The organism is Polynucleobacter necessarius, assembly GCF_900095205.1.
Lineage (GTDB): Bacteria > Pseudomonadota > Gammaproteobacteria > Burkholderiales > Burkholderiaceae > Polynucleobacter > Polynucleobacter necessarius_E.
Genome location: NZ_LT606951.1, coordinates 1,575,827 through 1,592,154, shown reverse-complemented (window position 1 = coordinate 1,592,154; position 16,328 = coordinate 1,575,827). Strand labels below are relative to the sequence as shown.

The window sequence follows — 16,328 nt, the reverse complement described above, 5'->3', positions numbered from 1 at the left end:
GACTGATGTCATGAAGCATAATCAAGTTTTACTTCAAGTCGAACTATCTATCGAGCCTAATGCTTTAAAAAAGGTGGATTTTTGTGCTCCACAATCCTATCAAGGTACTGGTTTTTTGAGCATTTCAGATTTACCCAGAGTAGCGGAGGAGGCTTCAACCATCATCCCTGGTGACGGTTTTGATTGGTCGGTTAAGACTCATTTTGAAGATTCGCCAGGTAGCGAGCCCCATCAAATTTTGGATTTAGGCCTGAAAGGACGTCTACACCTGGTTTGCCAACGCTGTTTGCAAGGTTGCGCGATCGATTTGGACGAAAAGTGTCGCTTTGTCCTGGTTTTAGCTGATGTCGAGGCAGATGCTTACCCAATTGAGGATGAAAAGCAGGAGCCTTTGGTAGTAAATCAGCATTTCAACCTCCTGGAAACCATAGAGGACGAGGTTTTGCTGTCATTACCCCTGATTCCTAAGCATCCGGATGGCTTTTGCGAACCCCACACCTCAACTTTTGGTGATGAGGAGGGTGAAGTGGCTGCAAATGAACATGAAAATCCTTTTAACATATTGAAAAATATGAAAAAAAACTGAAATCAGGAGTTTTATTTCAGCTGTTGTTTTGAGTGTGCTTACTCGATAAATCAAGCATTTAGGCTCTTTTCCATGTTAGAATGCCGCCTCTTGCTTAGGAGTTCAATATGGCCGTTCAACAAAATAAAAAATCACCTTCCAAACGTGGCATGCATCGTGCGCACGATTTTTTGACCGCACCTGCTACGGCTGTTGAAGCCACAACTGGTGAGGCTCATTTGCGCCACCACATTTCACCTAATGGCTGCTATCGTGGCCGTAAAGTTGTTAAAACAAAAAGCGACTAATTTTTTAGTCCAAACAGATAGAAGCGGCTCTATACAAAGCCGCTTTTTTCTTGGATAAATCACTTGCAGCAATCAATGAGTTTATGAGCGTTACTCTTGCTATTGATGCCATGGGCGGAGATCATGGAGTCGTCGTGACGGTTCCGGCCGCCTGCGATTTTTTGGAAAAGCATGCTGATGTGAAGATTGTCCTGGTGGGCGATCTTGACTTAATTAAGCAAGTCTTGAGCAAGTCTCCTAAAGCTCCAATGGATCGCATTCAAATTATTTCCGCTAGTGAAGTTGTGTTGATGGATGACCCCATTGAGGCGGCATTACGTCGCAAAAAAGATTCCTCTATGCGCGTAGCGATAGAGCAAGTCAAAGAGGGTGCAGCAGATGCTGTAATCTCTTCTGGCAACACTGGTGCGCTCATGGCGATTTCTCGCTACATTCTAAAAACCCTCGAAGGAGTTGATCGTCCTGCGATAGCCACTGCTATTCCTAATGAGTTGGGCCATGGAACCACTATGTTGGATCTTGGCGCTAATGCTGATTGTGAGCCCATGCACTTGGTGCAATTTGCGCAAATGGCAAACGTTATGGTCCAAGTGGTTGATGGAAAACCAAACCCTTCAATTGGATTGCTCAATATTGGCGAGGAAGTGATTAAAGGTAATGAAGTGGTGAAGCAAACTAGTGAGCTGCTACGCCAAACTTCGCTCAATTTTTATGGCAACGTAGAAGGTAATGACATCTTTAAAGGCACCACCGATATTGTGGTGTGCGATGGCTTTGTAGGAAACGTAGTCCTTAAAGCAAGCGAAGGCTTGGCAAAAATGATGAGTGGTTTTATTCGGGAAGAATTTAATCGCTCATGGCTCACCAAGCTAATGGCTGTGTGTGCCATGGTACCTTTGCTCAGAGTTCGTAAGCGTGTTGATCATCGTTGTTATAACGGTGCAGTATTGTTAGGATTACGCGGATGTGTGATCAAGAGTCATGGGTCTGCTGACCGTTTTGCATTTGGATTTGCTTTAGACCGCGCATATGAAGCGGCTAAAAATCGTATGGTGGAACGTATTGCTGCAGCCTTTGTGGTGGAGACAAAAGTATGAGTATCTTTGCAAGAGTCGCCGGCACTGGAAGTTACCTTCCAGAATTGCGATTAACGAATCAAGATTTAGTGGAGCGCCTTGCTAAAACCGGTCTAGAGACCAGTGATGAATGGATTAAAACACGCAGCGGAATCTCCGCGCGCCACTTTGCAGCAGAGAATGAGCTTACTAGCGACCTGGCGGTGAAGGCTGCACAAGCAGCGCTCGAGAGTGCTGGCATTACGTCTGAAGATTTAGATCTTATTATCCTAGCCACTTCTACACCTGATCATTTGGGTGGATTTCCCAGTACGGCCTGCGTAGTGCAGGATAAATTAGGTGCGCATACCGCTTGCGCGGCGTTTGATGTGCAAGCGGTATGCGCCGGTTTTACATATGCGCTTGCAATTGCAGATGCTTTTATTCGTGCGGGAAGTTATCAGAAAGTATTGGCAATCGGCTCCGAGACATTCTCACGAATTTTGAACTTTCAAGATCGTGGCACTTGTGTCTTGTTTGGTGATGGCGCGGGAGCGGTAGTGCTTGAAGCTTCAAATGAGGCAGGCATTCTTTCTACAGCATTGCATGCTGATGGCAGTCAGCGCGATATTCTATGTGTTCCTGGGCGCGCAGGTAATGGCGAGGTACATGGCTCGCCATTTATGACCATGGATGGTCAAGCGGTTTTCAAATTAGCCATTAAGGTTCTAGAGCAAGTAGCTCACGAAGCACTCGCTAAAACTAATCTCAAGCCAGAGCAAATCGATTGGTTAGTTCCGCATCAAGCAAATATTCGGATTATGGAAGGCACGGCCAAGAAGATGGGCATGTCTATGGATAAGGTAATTGTCACGGTACACGAGCACGGCAATACTTCTGCCGCATCTATTCCTTTAGCATTAGATTCTGGCGTCCGCTCTGGACAGATTAAACGCGGACAACATCTTTTGTTGGAGGGTGTTGGCGGAGGCTTTGCTTGGGGTGCGGTTGCCATTAAATATTAAAAATATTTCACAAAAACGATTCACTATTTTTTCATCTCCTTTTAGCGAATTAATCACATGACATTTGCATTTGTATTTCCAGGTCAAGGTTCCCAATTCGTTGGGATGCTCAATTCAATTTCCGAGCGTTCAGAAGTCCGAGCAACATTACAAGAGGCCTCGGATGTCTTAGGTGAGGATGTCGCAAAGCTAATTGCTGAAGGCCCTGCAGAGGCTTTGTCTTTAACTACCAATACTCAGCCTGTCATGCTGGCAGCAGGTATTGCCTTTTACCGTGCATGGTTAGCTGCGGGAGGTCCTGCTCCTAAGGTGATGGCAGGTCATAGCCTAGGCGAGTACTCAGCCTTAGTTGCTGCTGGCGTCATCTCGTTTAAGGATGCTGTGCCATTGGTGCGATTCCGTGCTGAGGCTATGCAAACAGCAGTACCAGTAGGTACAGGTGGTATGGCAGCCGTTCTGGGTTTGGATGATGCGACTGTAATCAAGGTTTGTGCTGAAGCTGGCACTACATCTGGCGGCGTAGTCGAAGCGGTGAATTTCAATGCCCTTGGACAAGTAGTCATTGCTGGCGCAAGCGATGCCGTTACTAAGGCGTGTAAGTTGTTAAAGGCTGCAGGCGCCAAGCGTGCTCTGCCTTTACCAGTTTCCGCACCATTTCATTCCTCTTTGTTGCAGCCTGCCTCTGAAAAACTCAAAACTTATTTAGCCAATATCGAATTCAAAGCACCAACGATTGCTGTGATTAATAACGTTGATGTTGAAATTCTAAATGATCCAGCTGCAATTAAAGATGCCTTAGTGCGTCAAGCAGCCAAGCCTGTGCGTTGGCAAGAGACTATTCAAGCCATGGCTGGACAAGGCATCACTCAAGTGGTGGAGTGTGGTCCAGGTAAGGTTTTGGCTGGGCTCACGAAGCGTATTAATGATCAAGTGACTGGCGTGCCAGTATTTGATGAAGCCAGCTTGAATGAAGTTTTGGCAAGTTTTAAATAAAAAACCAAATTAAAGAAATACAGAAAATAGCGGAAGACCAATATGAATCTCGACTTAAGCGGACAAATTGCCTTGGTAACTGGTGCATCGCGTGGTATTGGTCAGGCGATTGCTGATGAGTTAGTGAAGTGTGGAGCTAAGGTGATTGGCACGGCCACATCAGAAAGTGGCGCGAAAGCGATTGATGAGCGTTTAAAGCCGTCAGGAGGCGCTGGTAAAGTTTTAAACGTTACTGCGCCAAATGCTTGTGAAGAAATCATTGATTTGATTGTCAAAGAATATGGCGGTATCAATATTTTGGTGAACAATGCTGGCATCACTCGTGATAACTTGGCAATGCGCATGAAGGCGGATGAATGGGCTGATGTTATCGACACCAATTTAAGTTCGGTATTTCGTTTGTCTCAAGCAGTCATGCGCCCCATGATGAAGGCTCGCGGTGGCCGTATCATCAATATCACTTCTATTGTTGGTCATATGGGCAACCCTGGCCAGGCAAATTATGCTGCTGCAAAAGCAGGCGTTTCAGGCATGACTCGCGCTTTCGCCCGTGAAATTGGTAGCCGCAATATCACCGTCAATTGTGTTGCACCAGGGTTTATTGATACTGATATGACGCGTGCTTTGAGTGAAGAACAGCAAAATGCACTAAAAGTGAACATACCTTTGGCTCGCTTAGGCAGTCCTGAGGACGTAGCCCAAGCGGTGGCTTTTTTGGCCTCTCCAGTTGCTGGTTACATTACGGGTAATACCCTACATGTCAATGGCGGACTATATTTAGCCTAACGGCAAACCAAGGATTTTGTCATTTTTAGGCAAATTTGCTAATTCGGTCCGCTAAACTGATAGAATCCTTCCATCGTTTTTTACAACCCCTGGGGAAATTAATGGATAACATCGAACAACGCATTAAGAAAATCGTCGCTGAGCAATTGGGCGTCGCAGAAGCAGAGATCAAAAATGAATCTTCTTTTGTGAACGACCTGGGCGCTGACTCTCTTGACACTGTTGAGCTGGTTATGGCTTTGGAAGATGAATTTGGCATCGAAATTCCTGATGAGGAAGCTGAAAAGATGACTACAGTTCAGCTCGTGCTCGACTTCGCTAAATCAAAAGCTCAGGGTTAATTCCCTAGCCTAGGTAATGCTGTGTCAGCATCAAATGGCCGACGTCGGGTAGTGGTCACTGGTCTTGGCCTTATCTCACCTGTTGGTAATTCTGTTGGTGTAGCTTGGTCTAATTTGCTTGCGGGCAAATCAGGCATCGCTACCATCACGAAGTTTGACCACACTCCGCTTAGCATTCATTTCGCTGGAGAGGTGAAAGATTTCAATGTCGAAGAATATGTCACTGCCAAAGAGGCGCGCCATATGGATACATTTATCCATTACGGCATCGCTGCTGGTACGCAAGCAATTCGCGACAGTGGTTTAGAGATTACCGAACAAAACGCCGAGCGCGTTGGTGTAATGGTGGGTTCCGGTATTGGCGGCCTGCCAATGATTGAGGATACGAGCGCTGAGATGTTGGCTCGTGGCCCTCGTCGTATTTCACCATTCTTTGTTCCTGGTTCAATCATCAACATGATTTCTGGGCACCTCAGTATTTTGTTTGGGCTTAAAGGGCCAAACGTTGCTGCGGTGACTGCTTGCACCACTGGATTGCATAGCATTGGTTTAGCTGCGCGATTAATACAGTATGGTGACGCTGATGTCATGGTTGCTGGTGGCGCTGAATCTACGATTTCTGCTTTGGGTGTAGGCGGCTTTGCATCTGCAAGAGCACTCTCTACTCGAAACGATGATCCTGCTACAGCATCGCGCCCATGGGATAAAGACCGTGATGGTTTTGTATTAGGTGAGGGCGCTGGTGTCGTGGTGCTCGAAGAGTATGAGCATGCAAAGGCACGTGGCGCAAAAATTTATTGTGAGTTACTTGGCTTTGGCATGAGTGGTGATGCTTATCACATGACTGCACCAAATATGGATGGTCCACGTCGTTGCATGGTGAATGCAATGCGTGATGCCCAATTAAATCCAGATCAAATTCAGTATTTAAATGCACACGGCACTTCTACGCCATTGGGTGACAAGAATGAAACCGAAGCAATTAAGGCTGCTTTAGGTGATCATGCTAAGAAAGCCTTAATTAATTCCACCAAGTCAATGACAGGCCACCTGTTAGGTGGTGCGGGTGGTTTAGAGTCTGTATTTACGATTTTGGCGCTTCATAACCAAAAATCGCCACCTACGATCAATATTTTCAATCAGGACCCAGAATGCGATTTGGATTATTGTGCCAATACCGCTAGGGATGTGAAGATTGATCATGCGGTCAAAAACAATTTTGGCTTTGGGGGTACTAACGGTACCTTGATTTTTGGCAAATTGACCTAATATTTTCAATGTCTTTATTGTTGGTCTTTACCAAGTAGGTCTCTAGCATTATGAAAAAGTACTTAATTGCGCTCATGGCTATTCTTAGTCTTGGGCTAACTACATTGATTCCAACAGCCTCGGCGCAAAATCCGCGCGTCAGTATTCCAGATTTTGCCGATCTGGTTGAGCGGGCTAGCCCAGCTGTAGTGAATATCCGCGTAACTGAAAAAGTAGCGGTTCAGCAGGCTCAAGGAGGTATTCCTGGAATGCCTGAAGAGCAAGCGGAATTCTTTCGTCGGTTTTTTGGCGTGCCTATTCCCGGAATTCCTAATAGCCCAAAACCAAATTCTGGCAAACCACAAGAAGCGGATCGGGGCGTAGGCTCGGGTTTCATTATTGAATCGAATGGATTGATTTTGACGAACACGCACGTAGTGGAAGGGGCAACTACTATCTATGCCACCTTAACTGACAAGCGTGAGTTCAAAGCGAAGTTGTTGGGTATGGACAAGCGCACTGATGTTGCAGTTGTGAAAATTGAAGCGCGTGATTTACCAAGACTGCCCTTGGGTGATTCTTCTAAGGTGCGTGTGGGTGAATGGGTGCTTGCAATTGGCTCTCCATTTGGTCTTGAGAATACGGTCACCGCCGGTATTGTGTCTGCTAAGAGCCGTGACACTGGCGACTATTTACCCTTTATCCAGACTGACGTTGCCGTTAATCCTGGAAACTCAGGTGGCCCACTGTTAAATGCTGCTGGCCAGGTGATTGGGATAAATTCACAAATCTTTAGTCGCTCTGGTGGCTATATGGGAATTTCATTTGCTATTCCTATTGATGAAGCAATGCGCGTGGCGGATCAATTGCGTACTAATGGAAAAATGACTCGCGGTCGCATTGGTGTTGCCTTGGGTGAAATGACCAAAGATGTGGCTGAGAGTTTGGGTTTAGGAAAACCTCGTGGAGCGTATGTTCGCAATGTCGAACCAGGTGGTCCTGCAGCCAATGGCGGCATTGAAGCAGGAGATGTGATTCTTGGCTTTAATGGCCGTGATATTGCTAAATCAACCGATCTTCCAAGACTGGTTGGAGAGACAAAGCCAGGCACTTCAGCGACTGTGCAGGTATGGCGCAAAGGGAGTGCTCGCGATTTAACAGTAACCGTTGCTGATTCGGAGTCTAATCAAGTAGCCAATAAGAAGTCAGATGCTCCGGCTGCAACCGGCAATAATGCCAATTCTCTCGGTGTTGCTGTTGCTGAGTTATCCGATGCCAAAAAGAAGGATCTCAACATCAAGGGTGGGGTTGAAGTGACGGGATTGGGAGACGGCCCCTTGGTTAAGGCTGGAATTCGTTCTGGTGATGTCATTATTCGGGTTGCTGATGCTGATATCACCAGCGTAAAGCAGTTTGAAGCCTTGGTGAAGGGCTTGGATGCCAATAAGGCCGTTCCGGTCTTCATCAGGCGTGCTGACAGCACTTTAGTAGTCCCTGTAAGGCCAAAATAACCTGATTTTGGAGTTAAAAATGGGGTTCGGCGTCTTTTTTGGGCGCCACCCATTACAATCTCTTCAAGACGACTTTTTGCAGCGCATCATTGTGGTGCGTTCTGACAAGGCGTTTTTTCAATGACTTATTAAGACGCTATGGATTTAATCCGCAATTTTTCTATCATCGCCCATATTGATCACGGCAAATCTACGCTCGCTGATCGCATTATTCAACTGTGTGGTGGTCTTTCTAATCGCGAAATGGAAGCGCAAGTATTGGACTCGATGGATATCGAGCGAGAGCGTGGCATTACGATTAAGGCGCAAACAGCCGCTTTAAATTACAAAGCGAAAGATGGCAAGATTTACAACCTCAATCTGATTGATACCCCTGGACATGTTGACTTCTCTTATGAAGTCAGTCGCTCCTTATCTGCTTGTGAGGGCGCTTTGTTGGTGGTCGATGCTAGTCAAGGTGTTGAGGCTCAAACGGTTGCGAACTGTTACATGGCTCTTGAATTGGGTGTTGAAGTAGTTCCTGTGCTCAATAAGATTGACTTACCGCAAGCCGATCCTGATCGCGCCAAAAAAGAAATTGAAGATGTGATTGGGATTGATGCATCGGATGCAGTGACGTGTTCAGCCAAAACGGGTCTAGGTGTTCAGGATGTCATTGAAGAAATGATTGTGAGAGTGCCTCCGCCAACAGGTAATGCAGCGGACCCATTGCAAGCATTGATTATTGACTCTTGGTTTGACAACTACGTAGGTGTTGTTATGTTAGTGCGTGTTGTGAACGGCACCTTAAAGTCAAAAGAAAAAATTACCTTAATGGCAAATGGCTCAATTCATTTAGTTGAGCATGTTGGGGTATTTAGTCCGAAATCAGTTGATCGTCCAGAGTTATCGGCTGGTCAAGTAGGCTTTGTGATTGCTGGCATTAAAGAATTAAAAGCTACCAAAGTGGGTGATACCGTTACGCATTCGCCTGGGCAACAAGGCCGAGTTCCTGCGGCCGAGCCGCTCCCCGGTTTTAAAGAAGTTAAACCACAAGTGTTTGCTGGCCTATATCCGGTGGAGTCAAGCGAATATGACCAATTGCGTGAATCTTTAGAGAAACTGCAATTAAATGATGCCTCACTCTTGTATGAGCCAGAGGTGTCACAAGCCCTTGGTTTTGGATTCCGGTGCGGCTTCTTGGGTTTATTGCACATGGAGATTGTGCAAGAGCGCTTAGAACGTCAGTACGGCATGAATCTTATTACCACTGCGCCAACAGTGGTCTACCAGGTCGAGCAATCTGATGGAACGATAGTGTCTGTCGATAACCCATCGAAGATGCCAGAAGCTAGCAAGATCAACACCATTCTTGAGCCAATTGTTACGGTGAATTTATATATGCCCCAAGAATATGTGGGTGCAATTATTACTTTGTGCGTTGGTAAGCGCGGCATTCAGATGGATATGAACTATCTAGGTCGTCAAGTCAAACTGACTTATGAATTGCCTATGGCTGAAATTGTTTTGGACTTCTTTGACAAAATGAAATCTATCTCACGTGGCTATGCTTCGATGGATTACGAGTTCAAAGAGTATCGTCCAGCAGATGTAGTGAAAGTCGACATTCTGATTAATGGAGAGCGGGTTGATGCGCTCTCTGTCATTGTCCACCGCAGTAATAGTCAGCATCGCGGTCGCGAAGTAGTTGCTAAGATGCGCGGCATTATTCCTCGTCAGATGTTTGATGTAGTAATTCAGGCGGCAATTGGTAGCAATATTGTGGCGCGAGAAAATGTCAAAGCTTTGCGTAAAAACGTATTGGCTAAGTGCTATGGTGGCGATATTTCTCGTAAGCGCAAACTCTTAGAGAAACAAAAAGAGGGCAAGAAACGCATGAAGCAGGTGGGTAACGTGGAGATTCCACAAGAAGCGTTCTTGGCTATTTTGCAGGTGGGGGATTAATGAATTTTGCTCTAATCCTTTTTATTCTGGTTATTACAACAGGCCTCGCATGGGTTGCTGACAAGCTCTATTTTGCTCCGCAAAGACGATTGGCTGGTATCGATCGCATGCCTTTATGGTTAGAGTACACCGCTGGTTTCTTCCCAGCAATCTGTGCTGTATTTGTCTTGCGCTCCTTTATTGCTGAGCCTTTCAAGATTCCATCGGGATCCATGATCCCAACATTGCAAATTGGCGACTTCATTTTGGCAAACAAATTTACCTATGGAATTCGTTTGCCAGTACTGAATCAAAAAATTGTCGACCTAGGTTCGCCAAAGCGTGGCGATGTAGTGGTGTTTCGCTATCCTCGCGATGAGTCTGTGAATTACATCAAGCGTGTAGTGGCCTTGCCGGGTGATGAAATCACATATGAAAATAAACGTCTGACTATTAATGGCCAACCATTGCAGTACAGCGGTGGTGAGTCTTATCTCGATCCCGAAAACATGCGTTACGCTAAACGCTTTACGGAGACTTTCCCAGCAGATTTAGGTGGAAATCGTCACGAGATTCTCAATGATCCTGATCGTCCTGCTACGGTCTTTCCAACAGAGCGTTTCCCAGGATTTGAATTTTGTCAGTATCAACCAACTGGTTTGACATGCAAGGTGCCTTCAGGCCATTATTTTGCTATGGGCGATAACCGCGATAACAGTGCAGACTCACGCTATTGGGGTTTTGTGCCAGATAAGAATATCGTTGGTAAGGCATTTTTTGTTTGGTTGAATCTCGGTAATCTTGGCCGTATAGGCGGCTTCGAGTAATCACCATGAATGCGCGCGCCGTCATTGAAGCTGGACCGCTACAAGATCGCCTTGGCTACGTTTTCAAGAAGCCAGAGTTGTTGAATCAGGCATTAACTCATCGAAGTCACAGTAAAAAAAATAATGAACGCCTTGAATTTTTGGGCGATTCTATCTTGAATTGTGTTGTCGCTGAAATGCTCTATGAGCGATATTCAGATTTAGATGAGGGTGACCTCTCTCGCGTACGCGCAAACTTAGTAAAGCAACAGGCTCTATATGAGATCGCGCAAACCCTCTCCCTATCAGATTACTTGCGTTTGGGTGAAGGCGAACTCAAAAGTGGCGGCTTTCGTCGCCCATCTATATTGGCTGATACTTTAGAAGCGGTTACAGGCGCTATTTTTGTAGATGGCGGTTTTGAAGCGGCTAAAACTTGCTTGCGTAAACTTTACTCCATCATTTTGGCGAACGTTGATCCCAAGACATTGGGGAAGGACGACAAAACACTTTTACAGGAATGTTTGCAAAGCTATCAATTGCCTTTGCCAACCTACAACGTCACTGGCACTACTGGTGCGGCACATAATCAGCAATTTGAAGTGGAATGTTTAATTCCCAATCTCAAAGTAGCTGTAAAAGGTGAGGGCGCTTCCCGTCGTGCCGCCGAACAGGCTGCCGCAAAAGTGGCTTTACTGGCAGTATTGAAGGCATTGCCACAAGAATCGCGTAAACCCAAAAAACTCGGTCTGCTAAGAAAAAGCGGCCAAAAAAGAAGTTACTGAAGAACAATTAAATCTTAAGCTGAAGGGCTAATTGTGTTTAGATGCGGCACTATTGCCATCGCCGGACGTCCTAATATGGGCAAGTCAACCTTGCTCAATGCTCTAGTTGGTCAAAAAATTAGCATCACTTCGCGTAAGGCACAAACTACCCGCCATCGGATTTTGGGTATTCAGAATCGCGAAGAGGCTCAATTTATTTTTATTGATACTCCGGGGTTTCAGACGCGCTTGATGAATATGCTGAATAAGGCGCTTAATCGAACTGTCACAACTGCATTGCAGAATGTAAATGTAGCCTGTTTCGTAGTGGAGGCTGGTTACTTTGGTGAAGATGACAAGAAGGTGCTGAAGTTGCTCCAAGATGATTTGCCAGTAGTCCTGGTATTAAATAAGCTGGACTTATTTAATAGTCGTTTTCAGACGCCCTCCGAGCGCGATCAGGCATTGCTGAGTTTTATTAAGGAAATGGCTCGTCCCTGGTCTGAGTTAGGTGGACATGAAGATCAGAAGTGTGAGTTTGCTGAAATCGTACCGATGAGTGCGAAGAGTCCTGGGGACATTGAAAGACTTTTAGATGTGCTTGAGGGGTATCTGCCTGAAGCCCCAGCAGTTTATGACGGCGATACTATTACTGATCGCAGTGAGCGTTTCCTGGCTGCTGAGATTCTGCGTGAAAAAGTGTTTCGCTTTACTGGTGAGGAGTTGCCATATACCAGCACGGTTGTCATTGATCAGTTCAAGATGGATGGCAAGATGCGTCGTATTGCAGCAACAATTTTGGTCGATCGTGATAGCCATAAGGCAATGATTATTGGGCAAAAAGGCGAGCGTCTTAAAAAGATTTCGATAGATGCTCGTATTGATATGGAAAAGCTTTTTGATGGCAAGGTCTTCTTAGAGACTTGGGTTAAGGTGAAGCGTGGCTGGGCAGATGATCGTGCCGAATTACAGGCGCAAGGGCTGGAATAAGCTGAATGGCATCGATTCGCGTTGCTGACGAGCCTGCCTTTGTATTGCACAGCATTCCCTACAAAGAAACCAGCTTAATTCTGGATGTTTTTACGAGGCAATATGGGCGTATGGCCCTGATCGCCAAGGGCGCTAAACGACCACACTCAACCCTTAGGCCTGTATTGCAACGTTTCCAGCCGCTACTGGTTTCTTGGAGTGGTAAATCTGAGTTTCGTACCTTAACAAAGTCTGAGTGGGTGGGCGGTATGCCATCTCTAGTGGGCGATGCATTACTTTGCGGTTTCTATTTAAATGAGTTACTCATGAAATTTTTGGCGCGCGAGGACGATTACGAAAAATTGTATGACCGCTATGCAGAAACTATTAATGCCCTATCTAATCTAGAGTTTGAATCTAAGGGCTTGGAAGAAATTTTGCGCCCATTTGAGTTATCTCTACTTCAAGAGACAGGTTATGCTGCTGCGCTAGATCGCTGCGTTGAAACCAACGAAATTCCTATAGCTCATGAGCAATATGTTTACCAACCAGAACGCGGCGTTCGTCCTGTTCAAGTGGATGATCCAGGGCACTGGCCTGTTCTCACCGGAAAATCTCTGCTAGCAATTGCAGTGGGAGATTTTTCTGATCCAGAAACGCTATCGGAAAATAAACAATTAATGCGTTTTCTGCTTGGCTTGCATTTGCAGGATCAGGTTTTAACAACCCGTCAAATTTTGATAGATTTAAAGAAAATCTAGTAATCTACAATGATGAGTCATTTCCCAGCATTGGAACTCGGCATTAATATTGATCACGTGGCTACCTTGCGTAATGCGCGAGGCACGGTCTATCCCGATCCCTTAAGAGCGGCCCAATTGGCTGAGGAGGCTGGTGCTGATTTAATTACCTTACATTTGCGTGAAGATCGTCGGCACATCAAAGATGCTGATTTATTAGCGCTGCGCCCACTGATTAAAACCCGTATGAATTTCGAATGTGCGGTAACGCCTGAGATGATTGATATTGCCTGCACGGTGCGCTCACATGATGTGTGTTTGGTTCCGGAAAAGCGCGAGGAGGTGACAACAGAAGGTGGTCTAGATGTATTGGGTCAATTCGAAGCGATAAAGGCTGCTACGAAGAAATTGTTAGGTGCTGGTATTCGAGCGTCATTATTTGTTGATCCAGAAGAAAGTCAAATTCAGGCGGCTAAAGATGTCGGTGCAACGGTGGTGGAATTACATACTGGACGTTATGCAGATTTATCTGGTCCAGAACAAGCTAAAGAGCTAGAGCGCATTCGTAAGGCTGCTGTATTCGGGAGAAAAGCATTGGCTTGAGAGTCAATGCGGGTCATGGTCTGCATGAAGGCAATGTGATGCCTATTGCTGAAATTGCTGAATTATCTGAGCTCAATATCGGGCATGCCATCGTTGCTGAAGCCCTGTTTAAGGGCTGGCAAAAGGCTATCGTCGATATGAAAGTTTTAATGGCTCAAGGTAGAGCAAATTCTCAGGATTGATCTGAAATGATTATTGGAGTTGGCACGGACATCCTTCAAATTGAGCGTTTGCAAGCCGCTTATGATCGTACTAACGGGCGTCTTGCTGAAAAAATTTTAGGGCCAGACGAGATGGTGGTTTTTCAGCATCGTCTCGCTAGAAATCACAAGCGGGGTATAGCATTCTTGGCTACACGTTTTGCCGCTAAAGAGGCGTTCTCAAAAGCTATTGGATTAGGGATGAGGATGCCTATGACATGGCGTTCACTCCAAACTTTAAATGAGCCAAGCGGAAAACCAGTCGCGACATATTTGGGAAAGCTAGCTCAATTTATGCAAGAGAAAAATTGGGAAGCTCAAGTAACTGTCAGTGATGAGCAAGATATGGCAATTGCGCATGTAATTGTCACTCAAAAATAAGAGGAAAAAATGAGCAAGTCAACGATGGCTCCAGGGCCGATTACCTTGGATGTAGTTGGTTTTGAGCTCACTGCTGAGGATCGCCGTCGAATTCTTCATCCTCTTACTGAGGGTGTGATTTTATTTGGAAGAAACTTTTCTAACCGTCAGCAACTGACTAAATTAACTGCGGCTATTAGAAAGCTTCGCCCTGATGTTCTGCTCTCAATCGATCATGAGGGTGGGCGCGTGCAGCGCTGCAAGGTGGATGGTTTCCCCATTTATCGGCCATGCGCAAGCTTGGTGACCTGTGGGTCGCGAAGAATACATCATCACATCCTGCAGAATCGGCTGCTATTGCGATGGCTGCTGCGACCGCTTGTGGGATATATGTGCTCGTAACTGAATTGCGTGCATGCGGGGTCGACTTTAGTTTTACCCCGGTATTGGATTTAGATTTTGGCCGTAGTGGTGTGATTGGAGATCGATCTTTTAGTCGTGATACTCAAATTGTCTTTGCATTGGCGAAAAGTTTAAACGAAGGCTTGCGTCTTGCTGGAATGGCTAACTGCGGTAAACATTTTCCGGGGCATGGCTGGGCTGAGGCAGATTCACATGTGGCTATTCCAGTAGATGAGCGTAGCTTGAAGCAAATCTTAAATGATGATGCTAAGCCTTATGAGTGGCTGGATTTGAGTTTAGCTGCCGTAATGCCAGCTCATGTGATCTACCCAAAAGTGGATCAAAATCCCGCTGGCTTTTCAAAGATTTGGCTGCACTCTATCTTGCGACAAGAATTGGGTTTTGAGGGTGTGATCTTTAGCGATGACCTTTCAATGGAAGGTGCTAGCGTTGCAGGATCAGTGGTCAAGGGTGCTGAGATGGCTTTAGATGCTGGCTGCGATGCGGTATTGATCTGTAATCGACCAGACCTTGCGGATCAGTTGCTTTCTAAATTGAAAGTAACTAAGGTGAAGCGGGCCGAGTCGATAACCCGTTTAAATCGTTTAATGCTTACTGCCGCTGCAAGCTCATGGGAAGTGCTTCAAAGTGAGTCTGAATACCAGCATGCCAAGGGCTTGCTGCAACAGTTGAATTTGATTCAGTAGACTTAGTTAATTTTTGAAACTCTCTCCATTCAGAGATAACAAACTTTTTAATGTCGTATCCCTGCGGTCTTGCACACACAATCGTTTCCACATCTACGGACTGGTAAATTTTCTGTAGTCTTAGTGCGTTGCCCTCAGTTGAAAAATTGGGCATCCAAGATCCCCAGAAAAATCCAATGCTTTCGAGCTCAAGATAGGCATGGGCCGCTGTCTCTTGTTCGATGGGAATATCTAAATAGACTGAGACTAGATTAAGAGCTTCTATCTCCCTGAGTTCGTGCATGACAGCGGCAACTAAATCGCTGCCAATCCGATCAATTGCAATATTTGCAGTTTGAATACTGGAATTAATGACGGCGTGAAAAGTTGTCTTTCCGCTCGCTGCTACATTAGTGCTCACAATATTGCGAGGTAGATTTAAATCGATAGCCAGTAACTTAGCATGCTCTGCATGCAGAGGGGGCATGTAGATGGTATGTGGTCGATCGTTTAATGATAGATAAAAAGCCAGCAATGACATCCGAGTTTCTGGATGATTTTCTAATCCTTTCATGGAGATAGTTGGCGGAACGTCTCCAATAAACAAACCCGTTTCCTTCGCGTTGAAGGCAATCATCTCATGTTGGCTTATAAGGGTGATCGGTAACGCACTCGGTCCAAAACCCTGGCAGAGACAGTTCTTGGGCAATCTCAATACGTTTTTTTGCCATGATTTCGGCAATATGGTGCCCCTGAAATTCGGATCAACCATCATCTTTCCAGCTTCGGACGAAACATTGTGGGTGCCATCAAAAGTCAGAGCGCAATGCCCAATGATTTGACTATTGGGTGCTTTTGCAATGACCGAATGCATCAACTTGTCCTCAATAATTTCTTCAAGTTGACGGATGTTGTACATGATCGTGTTTGGGTAGCTATCTCCATAACAGCGACGAACGCAATCAACTAATTGCGGGAGGTCAGCTAGATCAAGGCGGTCAATTAATGGTGAAAGTTCATTATTCATAGTTTGGACTTGATGA

The 16,328-nt window shown here is 45.7% G+C and carries 16 protein-coding genes and 2 pseudogenes; 17 read left to right on the top strand and 1 reads right to left on the bottom strand.

Features of this window, described 5'->3' with window-relative positions:
* The first annotated feature begins 10 nt into the window (after positions 1–10).
* From DXE37_RS08770 to nagZ, 17 genes and pseudogenes are all read left to right on the top strand, one after another.
* Entirely contained in the window at positions 11–586 is a 576-nt protein-coding gene (locus DXE37_RS08770) for a YceD family protein (RefSeq protein ID WP_114637226.1), read from the top strand.
* A 107-nt stretch (positions 587–693) separates the two neighbouring features.
* Positions 694–873: a 50S ribosomal protein L32 gene (gene rpmF, locus DXE37_RS08765; RefSeq protein ID WP_114637225.1), complete on the top strand. Its 180-nt coding sequence runs from the start codon at positions 694–696 to the stop codon at positions 871–873.
* A gap of 83 nt (positions 874–956) precedes the next feature.
* A complete protein-coding gene (plsX, locus tag DXE37_RS08760) occupies positions 957–1,970 on the top strand; it encodes a phosphate acyltransferase PlsX (protein ID WP_114637581.1) in 1,014 nt (337 codons plus the stop codon).
* Positions 1,967–2,953, top strand: coding sequence for a beta-ketoacyl-ACP synthase III (locus tag DXE37_RS08755; RefSeq protein ID WP_114637224.1), 987 nt, complete (start codon positions 1,967–1,969; stop codon positions 2,951–2,953). The genes plsX and DXE37_RS08755 overlap by 4 nt, the downstream gene beginning before the upstream one ends.
* A gap of 57 nt (positions 2,954–3,010) precedes the next feature.
* Positions 3,011–3,946 (top strand): ACP S-malonyltransferase, encoded by a 936-nt coding sequence (gene fabD / locus DXE37_RS08750; RefSeq protein WP_114637223.1) that lies wholly within the window; start codon positions 3,011–3,013, stop codon positions 3,944–3,946.
* A gap of 42 nt (positions 3,947–3,988) precedes the next feature.
* Positions 3,989–4,732 (top strand): 3-oxoacyl-ACP reductase FabG, encoded by a 744-nt coding sequence (gene fabG, locus DXE37_RS08745; protein ID WP_114637222.1) that lies wholly within the window; start codon positions 3,989–3,991, stop codon positions 4,730–4,732.
* Positions 4,733–4,833: 101 nt separating this feature from the next.
* Complete coding sequence (acpP, locus tag DXE37_RS08740) at positions 4,834–5,073, top strand: acyl carrier protein (protein ID WP_114637221.1); 240 nt, start codon at positions 4,834–4,836, stop codon at positions 5,071–5,073.
* Between the two features lie 21 nt (positions 5,074–5,094).
* Positions 5,095–6,342 carry a beta-ketoacyl-ACP synthase II gene (gene fabF / locus DXE37_RS08735; protein ID WP_114637220.1) on the top strand — a complete coding sequence of 416 codons (1,248 nt, stop codon included), beginning with the start codon at positions 5,095–5,097 and terminating at the stop codon, positions 6,340–6,342.
* A gap of 74 nt (positions 6,343–6,416) precedes the next feature.
* Entirely contained in the window at positions 6,417–7,832 is a 1,416-nt protein-coding gene (locus DXE37_RS08730) for a DegQ family serine endoprotease (protein ID WP_269460333.1), read from the top strand.
* A gap of 138 nt (positions 7,833–7,970) precedes the next feature.
* The gene (gene lepA, locus DXE37_RS08725; RefSeq protein ID WP_114637218.1) at positions 7,971–9,776 is read left to right on the top strand and encodes a translation elongation factor 4; all 1,806 of its coding nucleotides are present in this window, start codon (positions 7,971–7,973) and stop codon (positions 9,774–9,776) included.
* Positions 9,776–10,582: a signal peptidase I gene (lepB, locus tag DXE37_RS08720; protein WP_114637217.1), complete on the top strand. Its 807-nt coding sequence runs from the start codon at positions 9,776–9,778 to the stop codon at positions 10,580–10,582. The genes lepA and lepB overlap by 1 nt, the downstream gene beginning before the upstream one ends.
* A gap of 23 nt (positions 10,583–10,605) precedes the next feature.
* Positions 10,606–11,346, top strand: a complete 741-nt coding sequence (rnc, locus tag DXE37_RS08715; RefSeq protein WP_415067151.1) for a ribonuclease III — start codon at positions 10,606–10,608, stop codon at positions 11,344–11,346.
* Positions 11,347–11,379: 33 nt separating this feature from the next.
* Positions 11,380–12,315, top strand: a complete 936-nt coding sequence (era, locus tag DXE37_RS08710; protein ID WP_114637216.1) for a GTPase Era — start codon at positions 11,380–11,382, stop codon at positions 12,313–12,315.
* A gap of 5 nt (positions 12,316–12,320) precedes the next feature.
* Positions 12,321–13,055 carry a DNA repair protein RecO gene (recO, locus tag DXE37_RS08705; protein WP_114637215.1) on the top strand — a complete coding sequence of 245 codons (735 nt, stop codon included), beginning with the start codon at positions 12,321–12,323 and terminating at the stop codon, positions 13,053–13,055.
* A 12-nt stretch (positions 13,056–13,067) separates the two neighbouring features.
* Positions 13,068–13,819 (top strand): annotated as a pseudogene (gene pdxJ / locus DXE37_RS08700) (pyridoxine 5'-phosphate synthase).
* Between the two features lie 6 nt (positions 13,820–13,825).
* A complete protein-coding gene (gene acpS / locus DXE37_RS08695) occupies positions 13,826–14,218 on the top strand; it encodes a holo-ACP synthase (protein WP_114637214.1) in 393 nt (130 codons plus the stop codon).
* A gap of 9 nt (positions 14,219–14,227) precedes the next feature.
* Positions 14,228–15,306 (top strand): annotated as a pseudogene (gene nagZ / locus DXE37_RS08690) (beta-N-acetylhexosaminidase).
* Here nagZ and DXE37_RS08685 read toward each other — a convergent pair.
* The gene (locus tag DXE37_RS08685; RefSeq protein WP_114637213.1) at positions 15,212–16,312 is read right to left on the bottom strand and encodes a hypothetical protein; all 1,101 of its coding nucleotides are present in this window, start codon (positions 16,310–16,312) and stop codon (positions 15,212–15,214) included. The pseudogene nagZ and the gene DXE37_RS08685 sit on opposite strands and share 95 nt — an antisense overlap.
* Positions 16,313–16,328: the final 16 nt, after the last annotated feature.